The organism is Hymenobacter jeollabukensis, assembly GCF_005771675.1.
Lineage (GTDB): Bacteria > Bacteroidota > Bacteroidia > Cytophagales > Hymenobacteraceae > Solirubrum > Solirubrum jeollabukense.
The window spans coordinates 408,660-429,837 of the sequence record NZ_VAJM01000002.1; the positions used below are offsets into that span (position 1 = coordinate 408,660).

Below are 21,178 nucleotides of genomic sequence, written 5' to 3' on the forward strand. Positions count from 1 at the left end.
TAATGTGCTGAATGTGGGGATGGTGCGGGAATGGGAGGCATTCATCCACATTAAACTTTGCGGGCCGTGTTAATCACGTTCACGCCGTTGAAGCGCGTGGTGGCCGAGCCGTGCGACACGGCCGACACCTGGCTGGGCTGGCCCTTGCCGTCGAAAAACGAGCCGAACAGGCGGTAGTCCGACTGGTCGCAGATGGCCGCGCACGAGTTCCAGAACTCCTGGGTGTTGGCCTGGTAGGCCACGTCCTCGATCTGCCCGGTGATTTTGCCCTTCTCGATGGCGTAAAACACCGTGCCGCCGAACTGGAAGTTGTAGCGCTGCTGGTCGATGCTGAACGAGCCGCGGCCGGCAATGTAGATGCCCTTGTCGACGCCCCGGATCATGTCGTCGACCGACATTTTCTGCGCGCCGGGCTTCAGGCTGATGTTGGCCATGCGCTGAAACTGCACGTCCTGCCACGACTGGGCGTAGCAGCAGCCGTCGGAGTGGTCCTGGCCCACGATGGCGGCCTGGTCGCGGATTTTCTGGTAGTCCACCAGCTGTCCGTCCCGAATGATGTCCCACTGGCCGGTCTTCACGCCCTCGTCGTCGTAGCCCACCGCGCCCAGCGAGCCGGGCTGGGTTTTGTCGGCCACGATGTTGACGATTTTCGAGCCGTAGGGCTTGTTCTGCTTTTTCCACTCCAGCGTGGCGAAGGAAGTGCCCGCGTAGTTGGCCTCGTAGCCGAGCACGCGGTCCAGCTCGGTGGCGTGGCCGATGCTTTCGTGGATGGTCAGGCCCAGGTGGTTGGGGTCGAGCACGAGGTCGTACTTGCCGGGCGTCACCGAAGTAGCCGTCAGCTTGGCTTTGGCCTGCTGGGCGGCCAGCTCGGCGTCTTCGAGGATGTCGTAGCTGTTCTTGTAGCCGATGAGGCCGGAACCGTTGGGCCCGGCAATCTTGTCGGCGGCTTTGGGCACTAGGTACTCGTAGCCCAGGCCCATCGGGGCGCTCAGGGCCTCGCGGGTGCGGAACTTGCCCGAGGCCCGGTCGATGGCCGTCACGCCGAAGGTCGGCCATATGCGGTGCACGTCCTGGTCGATGTAGCTGCCGTCGGTCGAGGCGAAGTACTTCTGCTCGTTGACCTGGAACAGGGCCGAGTTGACGAAGTTGGCGCCGCCGTTCAGGGCTTTGGCGTTGGCGGCCAGCAGCAACTCTACTTTCTCTTTCACCGGCACCTCGAAGGCGTTCTGCTGAATGGGCGTCTTCCACGACACCTCGCCGTAGCCCTGCTGCGGGGCCAGTTTCACCGGCTCTTTCTGCACCTTGGCGTTGGCCTTGGCAATCTGCACGGCCGTCTGGGCGGCTTTGGCCAGTCCGGCTTCGGTCACCTGGTTGGTGGCCGCGAAGCCCCAGGTGCCGTTGGCAATGACGCGCACGCCCGCCCCGAAACTCTCGCCGTTGACGATGTTCTGCACCTGCTTTTCGCGCGTAAACACGCTCTGGTTGAGGTAGCGACCGATACGCACGTCGGCGTAGGTGGCGCCGGCGGCTTTGGCCGCGTTCAGGGCCGCGTCGGCCAGGCGCTTGTTCAGGGCCGCATCGGCGGGGCGCAGCAGTTCGGCCACGTCCACCTCGGTGCCGCCGAAGCTGAGGCCCGGCAGGAACAGGGCGCCGGCGGCCAGGCCGGTTAGCCCGACAAAATCACGTCGTTTCAAGAGAATAGATGTTTGGTGAGTGAGAAGAGTTGAGTGAAGAAGTGCGGAAGTGACGCGGGCGCCCGGGCAGGGATGCACGGCCGGGCGGGCTACTTCCCGGAGAAATATAAAGCGGTGCCCGCGCATTGTGCTAATGCGCGGGCACCGCTTCGGGGCCGTCAACTTCGCAAAAACCGGGGCGACTATCGGTATCGGCTGCCTGGTTCAGCGCCCAGCACGCTGTCAATGTCGCAATGTGCTAGGCAATAAGCTTCAGCAGATCAGCGGCAATGCCCGGCCAGGGCTGGTTCAGGTCCAGCGTGACGACGCGCACCGGAAAGCCGCCCAACGTGTAGCGCAAATCGGTTTCGTGGGTGGCGGCGGGGTAAAGCAGAATGCCTTCGAGCGGCACGGTGGTCTGCGCGGCCTGGTTTTGCAGGTAGGCGAAGAGCTGGTAGAGGTGGGGCGAGATGAGCCGCTGCCGGTCGTGGTGGGACTTGAAGGCAGCGTTGTAGTACTTGGTGTCGAGGATGATTTTGCGCTCGGCCGATTCCAGGGAGGTGTCGGTAATCATGCTGGGCAACAGGGCCAGGTCCTCAGTCCGCTCGGCTTTGGCCTGCCAGCTGATGGTTTCGCTCAGCACCCGGTAGCGGCGCTGCTCCAGCCGGTAGAAGTTGCGCACGAACCGCTCGAAGATGCCAGCCATCAGCCCCTCGTCGCGGCGGAAATCGTGGAAGCGGGTGCGGCCCTCGGCATCGGTATCGGGCAGGGCGGTGCGGTAAATCAGGCCGCAGACGTTGAGCAGAAAGCCCTCGGGCCCCGACAGGCGCAGGCGGCGCACGGCCCGCAGCTCGGCGCGCGTCAGCGGCGCGGGCTCGATATCCTCCGGGAAGCGGCTGCGCACGCGGCGCACTTCCTGGCGCAGGGCGGCGGGCAGGTGGCGGGTGCGGCCCAGCACGTCGAGGGTGCCGGCCAGCAGGCGGTTGAGCGGGGTGTTCGGGCCCAGCTCGTCATAGGCGCACACGGCGCGGCCCCGGCGCAGCAAGTCGCGGGTGATGGTGGGCGTGAGCAGCACGCGCCCGCGCAGCTCAGCCCGCTCCTCTTCGCGCTCGGCGTAGCCCAGCGGCAGCCCCTTCTGCAGCAGCCGGCGCGTGCCCACCAGCAGCAGCTGGGTCAGCAGCTCCAGCGGCCGGTGAAACTCCTGCTCGGCCACCTGCTGCCACTCGCCCGGCTCCGGCAGGCGGTTCCAGGCGTAGCAGAGCAGGTAATAGAGGTTCTGTATCGGGACCACGGATTATTGCGGATGCATCTGGATTTGGCTTGCGCCTTCCTCCGGTTCACGGATTTTGTGGACGATTATATTCGTTGCCTTTGCGCCCTCTGCAGGCTAAAAACTCCTGAACGATGCACTAAGCACCAAGCAGCCGCTTCTTGTGCGCGGCCGCCTGCGTGGGTTGGTCAAACCAGTAGTCATCGAGCAGGGGCGCTATTTCCTGCTCCAGAATCAGGTTCAGCCACGCGGGTGCCTGAGCGGGGTGCGCGGGCGGCTGGCAGAAGTAGCTGTGACCGAGCTGGAAGTCGGGGCCCAGCTCCGGGTCGTCGGCAATGGCCTGGTTCAGCTCGCGCAGGCGCAGCAGCAGGCGGGCAATGACGACGTTGGGCACGCCCTGCCCGGCCAGCAGCCGGCGCAGCGGCTCGCCAAACTCCGGCTGCATGGGCACGAAGGCGAAGCGGCGGCGTAGGGCGTAGTCCAGCGGGGCCAGGCTGCGGTCGGCCGTGTTCATCGTGCCAATGAGGTAGAGGTTGTCGGGCACGAAGAAGCGCGGGGCCTCGGCCGGGGCGTAGGGCAGGCGCAGGGCGTGGGCGGGGCCGCGCTTGTCGGGCTCCAGCAGCACCAGCAATTCCCCAAAAATGCGGTTCAGGTGCCCCCGGTTGATTTCGTCGATGAGCAAGACGAAGGGCCGCTGCGGCTGCTCGGCGGCGCGGCGACACACGTCGGGCAGCACGCCGTCGGTGAGGCGGAAGCCGCCGTGGCCATCGGGCCGGAAGCCCTGCACGAAGTCCTCGTAGCTGTAGCTGGGGTGAAACTGCACCAGCTCGATGCGGCTTTCGTCGCGGGCCGCGAGCAGCAGCCAGGCCAGCCGCCGGGCCAGGAAGGTCTTACCCGTGCCCGGTGGACCCTGCAGAATCAGATTTTTCTTACGCTCCAGCCCCGCCAGCGCATCATCCAGTCGGGCTTCGTCGATAAACAGCTCCGCCAGCGCCTCAGCCTTAGTATAAGGGGCGGCGGGCGTAGTGAGGAGGTAATCCGGCGCCGGCTCGGCTATTTCGGCCTGCGCGGCCGGCTCCGGCTCAACGGCCAACGCCTGGGATTTTGAAGGTGCTACGGGCGCGGCGGCCTTCTTTCCGGTCTTCTTCCTGCGCGGCGCTTCTTCCGGCTCGTCGTCTTCGGCGCCGGTGTAGAGCTGCTGCATATCCTGCTGGGCGGCCACGTCGCCGTCGTGGGGCGAGCCGGCCAGCACCGGGCGCTTGGTCGTAACGGTGAAGCTCAGGCGCTCCAGCAGGCGGTTGGTGGGCGCCCCGGCGGGCAGGGGAAAGAGGGCGGCGGGCTGCTTGAGGGCCAGGCGCAGCGCCAGCTCGGCCACCGGGCGCGGCGGGTAGCGGCGGCCCTTGTACACCAGCTCGTACACCGTGCTCGGCGGCAGCTCCAGCCCGGCCCGGTCGATGTGGCGCAGGGCACGCAGCACATGGTCGCGGGTGAGGGCGGAGAGGTCGGACGGGGGCGCGGAGGGCGTGGTGGACATGCGGCGGTAAGGTAGGAGCAAAACGCCAACGCCGCGCCGGAGGTTCGGTTGTAAGACGGTTCGGCGCCGGTCAGCCGGCCTAAAGCCGGCCGACCGGTTGCCGCCAGCACGATGCCCGGACCCAACGCAAAGGCGTGAACCACGCGGAAGGCCTGGGGGCGCAAAGACCCCCATCCATCCCATCTGCAAACCCCGGAGGCGCAGCAGCGGGCGTCCCGACGAATAGAGGCTCTGGGGTAGTCGGGGCGTCGCAGCCCGTAACGGCGGCCAGCCCCGGTAGCAGAGCTACCCGAGCTGCCAGGACCCGACGAGTACAGCGAAGCCACAACGGCAGAAGCCTCCGGATACCTCCTTCACCGGTGAAGCGCGGCTCATAAGGCCTTCGGATACACCCTGCACCGGTGAAGGATAACCCCTGAGCCCGTCGGATACTATCTTCACCGGTGAAGGGTGACTCATGAGCCCTTCGGATGCCATCTTCACCGGTGAAGGATGCCCCCTGAGCACCTCGGATAGGTCCTGCACCGGTGCAGGGTGACTCATGAGCTCTTCGGATACACCCTTCACCGGTGCAGAACGCATCCGACGCCCGCAATCAGTCGGCGCGGTGCTCCCGCCGGATGCCCAGCTTTTTCATGCGCGCTTCCAGGGTCTTGGCGTTGATGTCGAGGAGGGTGGCGGCGCCCTGGGGCCCGCTCACCCGGCCGCCGGTTTGCTGCAGGGCCGTCAGGATATGGTCGCGCTCCTGGTCGCGCAGGGTTTTGAGCGGCCCGCTGCCCGCCGCCACGGGCGCCGCCGCGGCCACCGGCGCGGCCGTGAAACCCGCGAATTCCAGAAACGGGCCGCTGCTGGCAATGACGGCGCGCTCCACCACGTGCTCCAGCTCGCGGATGTTGCCGGGCCAGGGGTAGCGCTGCAAGGCCTTCAGGTCGCGGGCGCGCAGGCCGCGCACGGGCTTGCCCAGCTTCTTGGTGAAGCGCTCCAGGAAGTGCCTTACCAGCGCCTCCACATCCTCGGGCCTCTCGCGCAAGGCCGGCAGGTGAATCGGGAACACATCGAGACGGTAGTAGAGGTCGGCGCGGAAGCGGCCGGCCGCTACTTCATCCTCCAGCACCCGGTTGGTGGCCGCGATGACGCGCACGTCGGTGCGGATGACGCGGCGCCCGCCGATGCGCTCAAACTCCTTTTCCTGCAGCACCCGCAGCAGCTTGGCCTGCAAGTCCAGCGGCAGCTCCCCGATTTCGTCCAGGAAGATGGTGCCCCCGTCGGCCAGCTCGAACTTGCCGATGCGCCTATCGTGCGCCCCGGTGAAGGCGCCCTTCTCGTGCCCGAACAGCTCCGACTCGATGAGCTGGGCCGGCAGGGCCGCGCAGTTGATCTTGATGAGCGCCCGCTCCTTGCGCGGCGAGAAGTTGTGCAAGGCCCGGGCCACCAGCTCCTTGCCGGTGCCCGTTTCGCCGGTGATGAGCACGGTGGAATCCGTCGGGGCCACCTGTTCTACGCGCACGAATACCTGCTGCATCACCTGGCTGCCGCCCACGAAGTCGCCGAAGCGGGCTGCGGCGCTGGTGTTGATTTCGTCGATGAGGTAGGTCCGCTCGCGCTCCAGCTGGGTGCGTAGCGCGTCGATCTGCTCGAAGGCCGATACGTTCTGGATGGCCAGCCGAATCTGCGGCACCAGGCCCATGACGAGCTGCAGCATGTCCTCGTTGAAGGCGTAGGGCTGCACGCTGGCCAGAATCAGGGCCGTGGCGGGCTCGTCGCCGGTGCTGAGCGGGGCGTAGAGCACCGACTGCGTGCCGCGCTGCTCGCGGATGTAGCGCAGCAGGGCAAACCGCTCGGTCAGCTCCTGAAACGCCTCGCCCACGTACACGCTGGGCGTGGTAAACGTCTCGGCCACGTGCTGCAGACTGTCGCTGACCTCGGGCAGGTCGTCGTAGCGCGACTCGTCCAGCGGCGCGAAGCTGCCGTCGGGCTCCTTGTTGAACTCCACGAAGGCCCGCACCGACGAGCCGGGTCGGCGCGTGCGCACCCCGAAATAGTCGAAGGGCGCCACGTGGCTGATTTCGGTGGCAATGGTGCGAAACAGCTCCCCGCGCTCCTTGATGCTGAGCAGGGCGTTGGTCAGGGCCAGCTGGGTGGTTTTTTCCTGCTCGCGACGGGCTATGTCCTCGAATGCCAGCGTGTTGGTCACGGCCACGGCCACCAGGCTGCCGATTTTCTCCAGCAGGTCGATGTCGGACTCGTTGAACTCCGGCTGCCGCCGCGACACCAACGACAGCGTGCCGATAAGCTGCCCGCCGGTGCGCAGCGGCACCACCACGAAGTAGCGCATGCCCCGGTCGCGCAGCAGGCACATGGGCTCGTAGTGCGGGTACTGCCGGATCAGCTCCTGCACGTCGTACTGCTGCAGGTGCTGCTGGCGCACGAACAGCTCCACCGGCGTGCCGCCGATGCGGCTGGAACCGATTTTCTGGCTGCCGGGGGAGCCTTTTTCGGGCAACAGCAGCTCGCCCAGGTAGTCGCGCAGGAACACGCGGCGGTACTGCTGGTTGTCGTCGAGGGTGAGGATGGTAATGGCGTCGAAAGGGAAAATCAGGCGCAGCTTTTCCGTGACGGTGCGGAACAATACCTCCTTGCTCCGTGAGCTGGCAATAGCATCGTTGAGGTAGAGCAGCAGGGAGTCGTCTTGATCGGGCATGACTGTTTTTCCTGAAATGTGAGGACTAATAAACGAGGAATTTCTGATATGTAAGGAAAATACTAAGAGGGTAAAGGTGGGGTTACGAGGAGGTGATTAAAAAATAAACGGCCTTTTCAGGGTGTTTAAGTCAGTTTTGGAAGAAATTTTTAATCCGCGCAACTCCCTGGCACAAGCTTGGGTAATAGCGGAGCGACCTTCATCAGTCATCCGCTATGTCTTTTCAACCCAAACTCGCCGCGCCGTTCCTGCTGACCTCGCTCACAACGCTGGGGTTGCTGTCGGCCGGCGCGGCCCACGCGCAGACGCCGCTGACCACCGCCACGGTGGGCGACTCGCTCACGCTGGAAGCCACCGTCCGCACGGTGCTCGACGCCAACCCGAGCATCAACGCCCTGCAGGAAGAGGTGAACCAGGCCCAGGCCCGCCTGGCCGAAACCCGCACCTACCTGCGCCCGGTGGTGAACGGCACCGGCACCTATACCCGCATCGACCCGGTGGTGAAGCTGCCCTTCGACGGCAAGGTGCTGCAGTTCGCGCCCAACAACAACTACGACCTGCACGTGGCCGCGCAGTATACGGTGCTCGACCTGGGCCGCACCCGGGCCAACATCGACCTTTCGCAGAGCCGCATTGCCTCGGCCACCGACCAGATCAACGTGACCCGCCGCGACCTGGCCTTCTCGGCCGCGCAGAGCTACTACAGCATCCTGTTTGCCCGCGAAGCCATCCGGGTGCAGGACGCGCAGATTGCCTCCCTGCAGCAGCACCAGCGCGAAATGGAAAAGCGCGTGGAAGGCGGCGTGTCGACCAACTTCGACGTGACGACCACCAAGGTGCGCATCGCCCAGGCCCAGAACACCAAGATTGACCTGCAGAACCAGCTGCGCAACCAGGAAGTGCAGCTGGCCCGCCTGCTGCACCGCCCCGAAAACACCGTGACGCCGGTGCGCGGCCGCTTCGAGTACAACCCCCAGGCCGTGGACGTGAATGCGGCCCTGGCCAAAGGCGCGGAGAACCGCCCCGAGGTGAAGCTGGCCAAGGACGCCGAGCAGACGGCCATTGCCCAGCAGCACGTGGTGGAAACCAATAACCGCCCCACGCTGAACGTGCTGGGCCAGGCCGGCGCCAAAAATGGCTACATCCTGCCCAACATCGACCGGATGCGCTTCAACACGGTCGTCGGGGCCCAGCTGAACGTGCCCATCTACGACGGCAACCGCAACAAAGTGCAGCGCGTGGGCGCCGAGTCGGCCGTGAAGGGCGCGCAGGCCCGCATCCAGGACACCCAGGAGCAGGTGCGCGCCGACGTGATGCAGGCCGTCAACAACATGCAGTCCAGCGCCGCCCGCTACGACAACTCGCAGGTGCAGATCGAGCAGGCCACCGACGCGCTGACCCGCGCCAAGTCGCGCTACCGCTATGGCGTGGGCAACAACCTCGACGTGCTCGACGCCGAAACCCAGCTGGCCCAGGCCCGCCTGGCCCGCCTGCAGGCCATCTACAACTACACCCTCGGCCAGTACCAGCTCCGCCGCGCCACCGGCGAGCAGATTTGGTAGTGGTGAGATGGTGAGATGATGAAATGGTGAGTGTCGTTCAGCTGGCGCGAAATGCGCGGTAATGGCCTCCCAAACATCAAACTCACCAATTCACCACCTCACTATCTCACCATCCCATGCACCTGTCCAAGATTCTTTGCCCGCTGGATTTCTCGGCCGCTTCGGGGCCGCTGCTGGCCTACGCCACGGCGCTGGCCGGGGCCACCGGGGCCGAGCTGTGCCTGCTGCACGTGCAGGAGCCCCAGCCCGCCCTCAGCGACGCCGACGTGCCGGAAGCGGCAATGGAACTGGCTCGTTATCAGGTGCTGGCCGAACAAGCCGGCGCGGCCCGCGTAACTACCCGGTTGCGGCGCGGCGAGGCTTCCGTCGAAATCGTAGGCGAAGCCCGGGATGCGGCTACTGACCTGATTGTCATCGGTTCGCACGGCCAGACGGGTCTCACGCGCTTCCTGATGGGCAATACCGCCGAGCACGTCGTGCGCATCGCCCCCTGCGCCACACTGCTCGTCAAACCCCAGGCCGACGCCGCGTACCGGCAATCGGCCTAGGCGGTGAGATGGTGAAGTGGTGAAATAGTGAGTGTCGTTCTGGTTGCGCGGTGTGCGCCTTCCAAACATCAAGCTCAGCATTTCACCTCCTCACCATCTCACCACTCCCAAATTCACCATTTCACAAACTCACCATATCACAGATGGCAACGCAAGAACCGGTGGTAGAACGCCAAATTTCGCAGCCTGGCGGCCCGGCCCAGCCCGCCGTTGACACCGCTTACGACGACGAGCCCGCGGCCCGCTCGAAGCGCCCGATTATCCTGCTTATCCTGGCCCTGGTGCTGCTCGTGGGCGGCTACTTCGGCTACCAGCGCTACCAGTTCGGCCAGACGCACGAAGAAACCGATGACGCCCAGGTAGAGGGCGACGTGTACCCGGTGCTGCCCCGCGTGGGCGGGCCGGTGCTGGAAGTGAAAGTCGATGACAACATGCCGGTGAAGAAGGGCGACGTGCTCGTCGTGCTCGACCCGGCCGACTACCAGCAGCGCGTGAATGCCGCCCAAGCTGCGTTGGCCGCGGCTCAGGCCAACGTGGTGGCCGCCCGCGCCGCCGTGGGCACGGCTTCGGCCAACGTGCGCACCGCCCAGGCCAGCATCGGCGTGAGCGACGCCAACCGCTCCCGCCTGGAGAAAGACCTGAAGCGCAGTGAATTCCTGCGCAAGGAGGACATCATCCCGCAGAGCGAGTACGACGCGGTGCAGGCCAACCTGAAGTCGACCAGCGCCCAGCGTGCCACGGCCCAGGAGCAGGTATCGGTGGCCCGCCAGCAGGTGGCGGCGGCCCAGCAGCAGGTAGCCGTGGCCGAGGCCGTGGTGAAACAACGCCAGGCCGACCTCGACAACGCCCAGCTGCAGCTCAGCTACACCACCATCAAGGCCCCGGCCAACGGCACGGTGAGCCGCAAGGGCGTGCAGCCCGGCCAGGTGGTCGGCCCCGGCCAGCAGCTGTTCGGCATCGTGGCCAGCGAGCGGACCTGGGTTATTGCCAACTTCAAGGAAACGCAGCTAGAAGACATGAAAGTGGGCCAGCCGGTGAAAATCGAAGTCGACGCCTACCCGCACGAGGAGTTTTCGGGCCACATCGAGTCGCTGTCGGCCGCTACCGGCGCCCGCTTCGCCCTGCTGCCCCCCGACAACGCCTCGGGCAACTTCGTGAAAGTAACCCAGCGCGTGCCCGTCAAAATCGTGCTCGACAAGGCCGACCCCGAGCACCCGCTGCGCGCCGGCATGAGCGTCACCGCTACGGTAGCGGTGAAATAGTGAGATGGTGAACTGGTGAGTTTGACGTTCGACCTGCGCGGTTCTGTGCCTTCTGAACATCAAACTCACCATCTCACTATTTCACCACCTCCTGGCTCCACCTCACCTCTTGGCTCGCTTGCGGGCGGTTGCCAGTACTGATACCAGTTCCACGTACTCTTGCTGCAGCTTATGCAGGCGGGCGGGCGGAACGATACCGGCGTCGCTTAGAAGTTCGAGCCAGAACAGGGCTTCATCGGCTTCTTCCACGCAGATACAAAGCTTGGCGTACCATTCGGCGCTTGAGCGTCCCCGGCAGGCCGCCCGAAAATTGGCGGCTACCGAGGTAGCGGCTCCCAGTAGCTGCTTTCCTAAAATGAATGCTTCGCTAGTCCGAGGCAATTGTTGAAACAGGCGAATCACCCGTAGCGCGGCTTCTTTTGTACGCGTCCGGTATGCTTCGTTGAATGATATGCTGGGGATAATATCCTCTTCCATAAGGTGAATCAGTAGAGTTGTCTTACAGAAGCAAGTAAGAACATTCACTCACTATTTCACCATCTCACCATTTCACCACATGGAAACCGGATTTACCAAGTGGATCATCGTCATTACGGTGGTGATGTGCTGCTTGCTGGAGCTTATTGATACCAGCATCGTGAACGTGGCCCTGACCCAGATGATGGGCAACCTCTCGGCCACGCAGCAGGAAGTCAGCTGGGTGGTGGCCTCCTACGCCATTGCCAACGTTATCGTGATTCCGATGACGGGCTTCCTGGCCGAGCAGTTCGGCCGCAAAAACTACTACCTCTTCTCGGTGATTCTCTTCACGCTGGCCTCCATGGCCTGCGGGCAGAGCACCAATATCTGGGAACTGGTGGCTTTCCGCTTCATTCAGGGCGTGGGCGGCGGCGCGCTGATGGCCACCTCGCAGGCCATCCTCATCGATACCTTCCCGCCCCACCAGCTGCCGCTCGGGCAGGCCCTGTTCGGCATGGGCGTGATTATCGGCCCCACCATCGGCCCCACGCTCGGCGGGTACATCGTGGACAACTACGACTGGCCCTGGATTTTCTACGTCAACGTGCCGGTGGGCATCATGGCCAGCATCTTCACGGCCACGTTCATCCGCGACCCGGAGCGCATCAAAAACGCCATCCGAAGACCAATCGGGGAAATCGACTGGCTGGGGATTTTCCTGCTGATCCTGGGCGTGGGCTCGTTGCAGTACGTGCTGGAGCAGGGCGAATCCAACGACTGGTTTGAGGACCAGAGCATCCTGCTGTTCACGGCCCTGACCGTTATCGGTCTGGTAGGCTTCATCTGGCGCGAGCTGACGGCCAAGGCGCCCATCGTGGACCTGCGGGTGCTCGGCAAGAGCCGCAACCTGGCCGTGGGCGCCTTCCTCTCGTTCATCCTGGGCTTCGGGCTGTTCGCCTCGGTATTCGTCTTCCCGATTTTCTGCCAGCGCATCCTGGGCTTCACGGCCGCCCAAACGGGCTACCTGCTGCTGCCCGGCGCCCTGCTCACTGGCTTCATGATGCCGATTGTGGGCAAGATGATTCAGGGCGGCGTGTCGCAGAAACTCATGCTGCCGGTGGGCTTCGTGGTGTTCTTCGTCTTCTCGTACTGGATGAGCACCCAGATTTCGCCTACCGCCGGCGAAAGTGACTTCTTCTGGCCGCTGATGCTGCGCGGCTTCGGGCTGGCGCTGCTGTTCCTGCCCATTACCACCATGTCGCTGGCGGGCCTCAGTGGCAAGGATGCGGGGCAGGCCGCCGGCCTCACTGGCATGATTCGCCAGCTCGGCGGCTCGTTCGGGGTAGCGCTTATCGGCACCTTCCTGGAGCGCAAAACCATGCAGAACCGCGTGGGCCTGCTGCCCAATATCTCGATATACGACCCCGAAACCCAGCAGCGCCTGCAGGGGCTGATTGCCAGCTTCATGGCCAAGGGCGCCGACATGGTGGTGGCCCAGCGCCAGGCCTACGCCGCCCTCGAAGGCATGCTGATGAAGCAAACGGCCCTTATCACCTACTCCCAGACCTTCCTGATCATCGGGGTGTTCTTCATTCTCTGCATCCCGCTTATCTTCCTCATCAAGCGCCCCAAGCCCGGCGCGAAAGTGGACCTGAACGCGGCGCACTAAGCGGTGAAATAGCGAAATAGTGAACTGGTGAGTTGACGTTCAATCGTTTCTAAATGCGCAAACGGCCCCGGCAACCAATGTTGCCGGGGCCGTTTCGTTTGTATTGAGAGGGTTGGATGTTTAGTGAAACCGGGGCCGACAGAACGTCAAACTCACCATTTCACCAGTTCACCATCTCACCACCTATTGATACTGAATGTACAGGGGCTTGGGCGTCAGCTGGAGTACCTCGGTGGGCGTCATGATGTGGTGGGGCTTGGGGCGGGCGTCGTACTCGTAGAAGAGCTTGAAACCCGTGTACTGCACCGGCTCGGTCTGGATGTAGTCGTGGTACGAGTCCTTTTTCAGCGTCGGTTCGCCGTGGCCGTCCATGTGCATCACCACCTGCACCCGCGGGTCCAGCTTGATGTTCTTGTAGTTGGTCAGCATCTTCCGGGTGAAGCGGTGCACCGTCAGCACTTTCGGCGGCAGCTTATTTTCGCTCACCAGGCGCGCCAGGTAGTTGATGGTCCAGTTCACGTCCTTGGCGTCGAGGGTGCCGATGCGCTGGTTGGGGCGGATGCCCGGCATGGTGGCCAGCGAGAATTCGGGGTCGATGCCGAGGTGAATGTCGGGCTGCTTCAGGTACTGCTCCAGCTTGGGCACCTCTACCTGCAGGGTGCTGTGGCCGGGTTGCACGTCGAGGAACAGGATGCACTTATGCTCCCGGGCCCAGCTGATGACCTCTTCGATGGTGGCTTTGGAGTTCATCAGGCGCCACTTGCCATCCTTGCCGGGCGTGCCCTGGGCCGTGATGGTCACGTTGTGCAAAGCCGCCTGCACCGGGATGCTGGGGTCGGCGGCCTGCCACTCCTTCAGCACGCCCGCAAACTTGCGGAACATCTGCTCCTTCGGCTCGCGGCCCAGGATGCCCATGCCCTTCGAGCGAATGTTGCCGTAGAACGCCACGATGCGGTGGCCCGGCAGAATGGCGCCCGGCAGCTGCCCGCTTTTCTTGGCAATAGAGTCGGCCTTGAGCGAGTCGCGGCGCATGGCTTCCATCTTCAGCTTCACCGTGTCGACGACGGCGGGGCGGGCCGTATCGGCCGTGGCGGTATCGGTGCCGGAGGCTTCGTTGTCGGAGCGGCTGCCGCAGCCGGGCAGGGTCGAGAGGGTGAGGGCAAGGCCCAGCGCCGTCAGGGCGGGCGCCGTCAGGCGGGTGAGGGACTGAAAATGAGGCACTAGAAAAGAAGGAGCAAAGAGGTCGGAAACACCGCGAAGGTACGCCTTTTCGTCCGACCACCACCGGGCATTCAGCCCGCCGGGGCCGACAAAAAAAGCCGGCAACCCGCGAGGCGGGGCCGGCTTCGGGGCAGCTGTGAGCGGCTGCCGGGGTGTTTTGAGTAGGTCCGGTATTTTTCAGAACCTCATGCGGAACTCCGCATAACAACTGATTTCAATTACGCCGGGCGGTAGCGGCTCAGCCACTCGCGCTTCATCAGGGCCTTGAATTCCAGGAAGCTCATGTCGGAGTTGGGCGTGAACTGCTTGATCTGCCCGTGCTCGTTGAGGTAGTCGAAGTACTTGTAGTGGGTGGTGTCGCCCTCGCCGTAGAGGTAGCACTGAATGGTGATGCAGGTCGGGCCGGTCACGTTGGTGTTGTGCAACTGGTGGTTCTGGTTGAGCTCGGGGCTGATCCAGGTCACGTCGCCGGTGCCAAACTTGGCAATCATGAAGGGCTGCTGGTGGTAGCGGGAGAGCATCGGGAACAAGCTCACCGTGATTTCGCCGTGCAGCACCCGGATGACGGCGTTGGCCCCGCCGTGGTTGTGCAGCGGGGAGTAGTGGCCGGGCGGCCAGATTTCCATCACGTACGGAATGCCCGGCGAGTCGCCCTGGTTGAGGCCCAGCGTGATGCGCAGGTAGGTTTCGTCGGGGTTGGAGCCGCCAAACTCGCCGGCTTTTTCCTGCAGCGTCCGGTAGCACCAGCCGTCGGGGCTGGCAATGCTGGCTTCGATGGCTTGGGCGAAGTCCGGGAAGTCAGGCGTATTCAGGGTGAACTGTTCGCCCGACACGTTGTCGTAGAGCAACTGGCAAGTGGCGGTGAGGTTGGCGGCCACCGTGGCGCGGTTGCGGGCAATGTCGTCCATGGTCAGCCGGTTGCGGTCGACCACCACCATGGCCGGGTCCACGATGACCGGGTCGCGGTACATTTTGAACGGCTGCACCACCGCGGGGTCGAAGGCGACTGTGGCCACGGTGCGCACCCAGGCGTAGGGGTCATCGGCCTGCTTTTCGGGCACCGGCGGCTGAATGGGGAAGCGCAGCTCGGCCAGCAGGGTGTTGCGGCGCACTTCGCCCTTGCCGTAGCGCAGCAGCCCGTTGTTCGAGTCGAGGCTGAGCCAGTAGGGGCACTGCTCCGACTTGTCCAGGCCGCTGCCTTCCTTATAATACACCGTCAGCCCCGGTTCGTGAGTGGCATCGGGCTCGTAGGGCAGCCAGTGCCCGTCCTGTAACCGCGCGAAGCGGGCATACTTCTCGGTCACGTCGAGGCGGAAGCCGTGGCGGTGCGTCGGGTCCTGCAGGGTAAGGCTGAAAGCGGTTTGCTGGGTCAAATGCACGGCCAGCACGCCCTGCCCAACCACGATCAGGCGCTCGGTGCCCGGCTTATCGGCCGGGGCGTTTCGCAGCATGGGACGGGCAGCCTGGGGCGGCGGGGCAATCAGCCGGGACGACGGGGCATTCAGAAACAGTTGTTCGTGGTGCGACATAAAGCGGGCGTAAGCAGGAAAAAAGGCAGCAGTAGTAGCCGGTAAAGCTGCTGATTTCTCCAGCGCAGAGTCCGCGTAGTTTTACCCGTTTTCGGCTTGAATGCGGTGTTGATGTAAAACAAGAACGTCATCCTGAGCATGTCGCGCATCAAGCGAGGACGAAGGACCTTCCTCAGAGCTAGCACTGACCAAGAAGCGCAGCCACCAACTCCCTGCTCTCGGGAATGGCGGCTGCGCTTCGGTGCTATTCCGTGCATCCAAAAAAGCGTCGGCACTTCGTCGGCCGCAGCGGTGCGGGGTGGGAGGAAGGTCCTTCGCTAAGGCTCAGGATGACGTTCTTGTTTACCCGCTCAGCCGCTCGTCTACTGGTACTGGATGTACAGCGGATCGGGGTGCAGGGCGGCTACTTCCTGGGGCGTCATCAGGCGCGAGTGGTCCATCTTGCGGTCCTGTTTGAAGAAGATTTTGAAGCCCGCGTACTGCACCGGCTCGGCCCGGATGAACTTGCGGTAGGAGCTGCGCTTGATGCCGGGCGTGCCCCAGCCGTCCATGTGCATCACAATTTGCACCCGCGGGTCCAGGCTGATAGCCTGGTAATTGGTCAGCATGTCCTGCCGGAAGCGGTGCACCACCAGCACCTTGGGCGGCAGGTGGTACTGGCTCACGAGGCGGGCCAGAAACTGCCGGGCGTAGTTCACGTCGGCCGCGTCGAACTCGCCGACTTCGGTACCGGGGCGGCGGCCGTTTTTCATCGAGAATTCCGGGTCGATGCCGAGGTGCACGATGGAGTCGCGCAGGTAAGGGGCAAGGCGGGGCAGCTCGGCCGGCAGGGTACTCAGGCCCACCTGCACGTCGAGAAACACCAGGCAGCCGTGGGCGTGGCCCCAGCGAATCATGCGGCGAATGACGCTGTCGGGCTGCAGCTCGCGGTACTTGCCATCGGGGCCGGCGTGGCGCTGGGCAATGACGGCCACCATATGCAGGGCCGGCCGGATGGGCTGCGCCGGGTCGGCGCGGCGCCAGGCCTGCACCTGCTGGTCGAGGCGGCGCAGCATCTCGGCTTTGGGGTATTGGCCGAGCACGCCCATGGTTTTGTGGGTGGCGCTGCCGTAGAAGGCCACAATGCGCTGCTCGGGCAGAATGGCGCCCGGCAGCTGCCCCCCGGCGCGCACCACCGAATCGGCCCGCAGCGAATCCTGGCGCAGCAGCTCCCGGCGCGGCAGCCGGGCGGCCTGGTGGTCGGGCCGCCGCTCCTGGCAGGCTCCGACGAGCAGGATCAGCAGAAAGAAAAGCAGCAACTCCAGCGCCCCGGGGCGCCCCAGCCGCTGGCGGCAGTGCAGCATGGCCTTGCAGTCAGTGGTTGTACGAAACACCTGCGGGCCGCGGCAGCCCACAAAAAAGACCACCGACGCGAGGCCGGTGGTCTGTCTATAAACTACAATGCGGGCGGATGGTTCACCGCGGGCGGGTGCTAATTCAGCGCGAAGGTGATGGGAATGGTGTAGGCCACGGCTACCGGCTGGCCGTCCTGCCGGCCCGGCGTCCAGCGGCCGGGCAGGGCGCGCACGGCGCGCAGCGCCGCGTCGTTCAGCTCGTCGGCCAGGGCCTGCTTGGCCGGGCTGGTGCTGATGGCCTTCTGCAGCTTCACGTCGCGGATGCTCCCGTCGGCGTCCACCACGAAGCCGATAAAGGCTTTGCCCTCCAGCCGGGCTTCGCGGGCGGCGGCGGGATACTTCACCAGGGCGCCGAGGTCTTGCATCAGCTGGTCCATGCCGCCCTGGTACTCGGGCATTTCGTCGGCCACCTCGAGCACGCGGCCCAGGAATGCGGGCGGGGGAGGCGGGGGCGGCGGCGCCATCGGAGCGGGCGGCGGGGGCGGGGGCGGCGGCGGACCGAAGGACGCCAGTTGCTCGCAGGCAACGAGGCCCAGCAGCAGCCCGGCCACGGGCAGGGCGGCCCATTTGCGCCAGGCGCGGGTGAGGGGCAGGCGGTGTAGCATGGCAATACGGTTGAGGGTATGGGAAGTGGTGAAAGCATGGGCCAGGGCCGGCGCCTGCCACGGCCGCAGGGCCTGGCGGGCCAGCAGGCGGGCGTACTGCGCGGCGGCAGGGTCGGCGGCGTCGTGGCGGAGCACCGCGGCGTCGGCCAGGTATTCGTGGGTCAGGGCCAGCTCCCGCAGGAAGAGGTGCATGAGCGGATTGAACCAAAGCGCGGCGCGCCAGAGCTGCAGCCAGAGCTGATCGGCCGAGTGGCCCTGGCGCACGTGGGCCAGCTCGTGGGCCAGCACCTGCGCGGCTTCGGCGGGGGCCAGGGGCTGGGTATCGTCCCAAAACACGGTGCGGCCGAAGGAGCTGGTGGGCAGCTGCCCGCCGGTAAGGCGCAGGGTGTAGCCGCGGTGCTTGGTGCCCGGGAGGCGGCGGGCCAATAGCAGCAGGCGCCCGACTCGCCATAGCAGCCCCGCAAGGCTAAGTGCTGCCCCGGCCGCGTAGAGCAGGGGCAGCCAGTGCTGCGTGCTGGCCGCCGGAGCTTCGGCGCCCACGTGGAGCACCGGCAGTACCGCGTGCGGCACGCCCACCACGCGCACCGCGGCAGCTACCGGCCACCACTGCGCCCAGGGCAGCAGCGGGGCCACGGCCGCCAGCACTGGGGCCAGCAGCAGGAAGGCGCGGTTGTAGCCGAAGCAGGCTTCGCGCCGGAGCACGAGCTGGTAAAACAACCAGCTCACGGCCAGGCACAAGGTGCTCTGCCACATCCAGCTAAGCAGGGTGGGCGTCGTCATCGGCAGGCTTGTCGAGGTCTTGTTGGGCGTGGCGCAGCAGCTCGTCGAGCTGCTGGGCATTGAGGTTTTCTTCCTTGGCGAAAAAGGACACCAGGCGCGTAAACGAGCCGCCGAAGTAGCCGCCAAGCAGCTTGCCGAGCGAAAAGCGGCGGTACTCGTCCTGGGCCACCAAGGCGTGGTAGCGGTGGGTGCGCCCGAAGGCTTCGTGGCCCACGTAGCCCTTCTGCTCCAGGATGCGCACGATGGTCGACACGGTGTTGTAGGCGGGCGTGGGCGCGGGCATGTCCGGGAGCATGTCCTTCACGAAGGAGGGCCCGCGGCGCCAGAGCACCTGCATCACCTGTTCTTCGGCGCGGGTGAGTTCGGGGAGTTGCTGCATGGTTGATTGTTTGGTGGTTAAACGTATAACTAAATAATTAGTTATACAACTAAAATCTTCTTTTTGTGACTGATTTAGGCGCTTAATTGTCCATCCAGAAAGTCGTCCGAACAAAAAGGCGTCATGCTGAGCGCAGTCGAAGCATCTCTACCGCTTCGTCTGCACCGATTCAACGAAGCGGTAGAGATGCTTCGACTGCGCTCAGCATGACGTTATGGACTTTCCGGATAGGCTCTGAGGACGCTTCAGCGCCGGTGCCCGCCCGGATTTCATTTCCCGAAACGAAATCTTTTGGGCCGGCCGGTGTTAAGCAGATTCCCACCTTAACTTCCTGACCATCGTGCTATTCGATAAACTCTCCTCGCGCCTGGCGCGCCTGACCTGGCTGTTTAGTACCATTCTGCTGGTGGGTCCCGGCCTGGGCTGCCAGAAGGATGTCGCCTCGCCGGCCGCCGTGCCCGCCGCCGAAGAACCCGGTACCAGCTCCACCAGCCGCCTGCTGGGCAGCACGCTCGTGGGCGAGTACACCCCGCAGCAGCTGGCCACGCACGTGAGCGGTATTCCTTTCGCCGCCGCCCTGATCCGCTACCCCATCCGCGTATACCGGCTCACTTACGCCACCAAAACGCCTGCCGGGCAGACGGTAACGGCCTCGGGGGCCTTGCTGGTGCCCACGGTGCCCGTTGGCCAGCAATTGCCGCTGCTCAGCTACCAGCACGGCACCATCAGCCCCGCCGACGAGGGCAAGGCGCCTTCGTACTACAGCTCGGGCAGCGAAATCTATTCGGCCGTATCGGTGCTGGCGTCCACGGGCTACGTGGTGTCGGCGCCCGACTACATCGGCTACGGCGCCTCCAAAACCCAGCCGCACCCCTACGAGCACGCCGAGTCGCTGGCGTCGACTTCGCTGGACATGCTGCGGGCGGCCAAGGAATTCTGCCAGCAGCAGCAAACCGGCCTCAACGCCAAAACCTTTTTGCTGGGCTACTCCGAAGGCGGCTTTGCCACCCTGGCCCTGCACCGGCTGATGGAAGTCACGGCCACCGCCGAGTTTACGGTGACGGCCAGCGCGCCGGGCGCTGGGGCCTATCACAAGTCGGCCTTCGCCACTTACATCATGAACGCGACGCAGCCGCTGAATTTCCTCAGCAGCTACGTGTGGGTGCTCGACACCTACAACCGCGTCTACGGCCTGAACCGTCCCGCCGCCTTCTACTACAACGAGCCCTACGCCACCCAGCTGGCGGCCAACCCGCTCGGCCCGGTGCCCACGCTGCCCGCCACGCTGTTTACGCCCGGCCTGCGCGCCGCCGTGCTCAATGGCACCGATCAGCCGCTGACCAAGACCTTCCTGGCCAACGACATCTACGACTGGAAGCCCCGCGCCCCGCTGGCCCTGTTCCACGGCACCGCCGACGACTACGTGCCCTTCTTCAACTCGCAGGACGCCTACAACGCCATGCGCGCCCGCGGTGCCACCCAGGTGGAGCTGCACCCGATTCAGGGCGGCAACCACTTCACCTCGGCCATGCCCTACACGCTGGAGGCCTTTGCGTTCATCTCGCAGTACAACTAAGGATATTCGGTAGTTAGTGGCGAACTGGCCCCACTGCCGGAATGATTTCACGCCGACCGGGCCGCAAGGTCTGGTCGGCGTTTTTTATGCCCGTTGCCGCGCCGGCTCCGCTGAACCGAAAGCCTGCCGCAGCCAGGCCCCGCTAAGGGCCGCCAGCCCCCCGACCAGGCCGCCGAGGATGGCCGTTACCAGCACCAGCAGCCAGCCGTTGCCGCCCAGCGGCAGCAGCTCCGCCACGCGGTGGCTCAGGCGGCCATCGGCCTGCACGTGCAGCCAGCCGGCCAGCAGCAGCCAGCCCAGCCCCACGCCGCCGAAGCCCGCCAGAAAGGCCCGGCCGCCGGATTGGGGAAGTAAAAAGGCAAGGAGCAGGGCAACCACGGCAGCGCTCCACCAGGGCAGCAGCCATTGAGCGGCGGCCGCCAGCACGAAAATCAAGAGAAAGAGAAGCCAGGAGCTACGCATCAGTCGGAATTATTTGATCGTGAAGGTGACCGGCACGGTGTAGTACACGCTCACGGCTTGGCCGTTCTGCTTGCCGGGCGTCCAGGCCGGCATCTGGCTGATAACGCGCAGGGCTTCTTCGTCGCAGCCGGCACCGATGCCCTTGGTCACCTCCGCGTCGCTGATGCGGCCGTCGGGCTGCACCACAAAGCGGACGAAGACTTTGCCTTCCACCTGGTTGCGCCGGGCTTCAGCGGGGTACTTGATGTGCTTGCGCAGGTGCTGCATCAGGCCTTCTATGCCCCCAGGCGGCTGGGGCATCTGCTCCACGTAGGTGTAGATGCGGGCGTCGCGGACGGCCGGCTGCTCGGGCAAGGCATTCGGCATCGGAGCGGGTTGGGCCGGCGCCTCACTCCCGATTTCGGCGGTGGTACCGCTGGGCGGCGGCTCGAAGCGCTGGGGCCGGTGCTGGGCCAGCTGATAGATGGTCAGCAGCGCCAGGAGCCCGCCGAAAATCCAGGCGAATTGGCGCGTCGAGAGGCCGTTGCGGCGCGGGGGGAGCGGAGGCATGGCGG

At 64.9% G+C, this 21,178-nt stretch carries 17 protein-coding genes; 5 read left to right on the forward strand and 12 right to left on the reverse strand.

Annotated features, from left to right (window positions below):
* Window positions 1-50: 50 nt before the first annotated feature.
* The 4 genes from FDY95_RS05830 to FDY95_RS05845 all read right to left on the reverse strand — a co-directional run bounded on the left by FDY95_RS05830 (window position 51) and on the right by FDY95_RS05845 (window position 7,178).
* Complete coding sequence (locus FDY95_RS05830) at window positions 51-1,694, reverse strand: TldD/PmbA family protein (protein WP_138075809.1); 1,644 nt, start codon at window positions 1,692-1,694, stop codon at window positions 51-53.
* Window positions 1,695-1,932: 238 nt separating this feature from the next.
* Window positions 1,933-2,964, reverse strand: coding sequence for a 5-methylcytosine restriction system specificity protein McrC (locus tag FDY95_RS05835; protein WP_138075810.1), 1,032 nt, complete (start codon window positions 2,962-2,964; stop codon window positions 1,933-1,935).
* A 118-nt stretch (window positions 2,965-3,082) separates the two neighbouring features.
* Window positions 3,083-4,477, reverse strand: a complete 1,395-nt coding sequence (locus tag FDY95_RS26220; protein WP_171025549.1) for an AAA family ATPase — start codon at window positions 4,475-4,477, stop codon at window positions 3,083-3,085.
* A 595-nt stretch (window positions 4,478-5,072) separates the two neighbouring features.
* On the reverse strand, window positions 5,073-7,178 hold the full coding sequence (locus tag FDY95_RS05845; RefSeq protein WP_138075811.1) for a sigma-54-dependent Fis family transcriptional regulator: 2,106 nt from the start codon (window positions 7,176-7,178) through the stop codon (window positions 5,073-5,075).
* A gap of 215 nt (window positions 7,179-7,393) precedes the next feature.
* Here FDY95_RS05845 and FDY95_RS05850 point away from each other — a divergent pair, with 215 nt between their 5' ends.
* The 3 genes from FDY95_RS05850 to FDY95_RS05860 all read left to right on the forward strand — a co-directional run bounded on the left by FDY95_RS05850 (window position 7,394) and on the right by FDY95_RS05860 (window position 10,550).
* Window positions 7,394-8,740 (forward strand): TolC family protein, encoded by a 1,347-nt coding sequence (locus tag FDY95_RS05850; protein WP_138075812.1) that lies wholly within the window; start codon window positions 7,394-7,396, stop codon window positions 8,738-8,740.
* A gap of 116 nt (window positions 8,741-8,856) precedes the next feature.
* The gene (locus FDY95_RS05855; protein ID WP_138075813.1) at window positions 8,857-9,288 is read left to right on the forward strand and encodes a universal stress protein; all 432 of its coding nucleotides are present in this window, start codon (window positions 8,857-8,859) and stop codon (window positions 9,286-9,288) included.
* Window positions 9,289-9,431: 143 nt separating this feature from the next.
* The gene (locus FDY95_RS05860; protein ID WP_138075814.1) at window positions 9,432-10,550 is read left to right on the forward strand and encodes an HlyD family secretion protein; all 1,119 of its coding nucleotides are present in this window, start codon (window positions 9,432-9,434) and stop codon (window positions 10,548-10,550) included.
* 102 nt (window positions 10,551-10,652) lie between these two features.
* On the opposite strand, the gene FDY95_RS05865 is transcribed toward FDY95_RS05860, so the two are convergent.
* Window positions 10,653-11,027 carry a four helix bundle protein gene (locus tag FDY95_RS05865; protein WP_138075815.1) on the reverse strand — a complete coding sequence of 125 codons (375 nt, stop codon included), beginning with the start codon at window positions 11,025-11,027 and terminating at the stop codon, window positions 10,653-10,655.
* A gap of 79 nt (window positions 11,028-11,106) precedes the next feature.
* On the opposite strand from FDY95_RS05865, the gene FDY95_RS05870 reads away from it, so the two are divergent.
* Window positions 11,107-12,678: a DHA2 family efflux MFS transporter permease subunit gene (locus tag FDY95_RS05870; protein WP_138075816.1), complete on the forward strand. Its 1,572-nt coding sequence runs from the start codon at window positions 11,107-11,109 to the stop codon at window positions 12,676-12,678.
* 183 nt (window positions 12,679-12,861) lie between these two features.
* Here the strand turns inward: FDY95_RS05870 and FDY95_RS05875 are convergent, their stop codons facing one another.
* From FDY95_RS05875 to FDY95_RS05895, 5 genes are all read right to left on the reverse strand, one after another.
* Window positions 12,862-13,899 carry a hypothetical protein gene (locus tag FDY95_RS05875; protein WP_138075817.1) on the reverse strand — a complete coding sequence of 346 codons (1,038 nt, stop codon included), beginning with the start codon at window positions 13,897-13,899 and terminating at the stop codon, window positions 12,862-12,864.
* A 218-nt stretch (window positions 13,900-14,117) separates the two neighbouring features.
* On the reverse strand, window positions 14,118-15,428 hold the full coding sequence (locus FDY95_RS05880; RefSeq protein ID WP_138075818.1) for a cysteine dioxygenase: 1,311 nt from the start codon (window positions 15,426-15,428) through the stop codon (window positions 14,118-14,120).
* 362 nt (window positions 15,429-15,790) lie between these two features.
* Window positions 15,791-16,771: a hypothetical protein gene (locus FDY95_RS05885; protein ID WP_138075819.1), complete on the reverse strand. Its 981-nt coding sequence runs from the start codon at window positions 16,769-16,771 to the stop codon at window positions 15,791-15,793.
* A gap of 128 nt (window positions 16,772-16,899) precedes the next feature.
* Complete coding sequence (locus tag FDY95_RS05890; protein ID WP_138075820.1) at window positions 16,900-18,207, reverse strand: TonB family protein; 1,308 nt, start codon at window positions 18,205-18,207, stop codon at window positions 16,900-16,902.
* Window positions 18,185-18,586, reverse strand: coding sequence for a BlaI/MecI/CopY family transcriptional regulator (locus FDY95_RS05895; protein WP_138075821.1), 402 nt, complete (start codon window positions 18,584-18,586; stop codon window positions 18,185-18,187). Before FDY95_RS05895 ends, FDY95_RS05890 begins: the two co-directional genes overlap by 23 nt.
* A gap of 340 nt (window positions 18,587-18,926) precedes the next feature.
* Here FDY95_RS05895 and FDY95_RS05900 point away from each other — a divergent pair, with 340 nt between their 5' ends.
* Window positions 18,927-20,162, forward strand: a complete 1,236-nt coding sequence (locus tag FDY95_RS05900; RefSeq protein ID WP_246073941.1) for an alpha/beta hydrolase family protein — start codon at window positions 18,927-18,929, stop codon at window positions 20,160-20,162.
* Between the two features lie 84 nt (window positions 20,163-20,246).
* Here FDY95_RS05900 and FDY95_RS05905 read toward each other — a convergent pair whose 3' ends face one another.
* Together FDY95_RS05905 and FDY95_RS05910 are read right to left on the reverse strand one after the other, a co-directional pair.
* A complete protein-coding gene (locus tag FDY95_RS05905) occupies window positions 20,247-20,624 on the reverse strand; it encodes a hypothetical protein (protein ID WP_138075823.1) in 378 nt (125 codons plus the stop codon).
* Window positions 20,625-20,633: 9 nt separating this feature from the next.
* Window positions 20,634-21,173 (reverse strand): energy transducer TonB, encoded by a 540-nt coding sequence (locus FDY95_RS05910; RefSeq protein ID WP_138075824.1) that lies wholly within the window; start codon window positions 21,171-21,173, stop codon window positions 20,634-20,636.
* Window positions 21,174-21,178 lie beyond the last annotated feature (5 nt).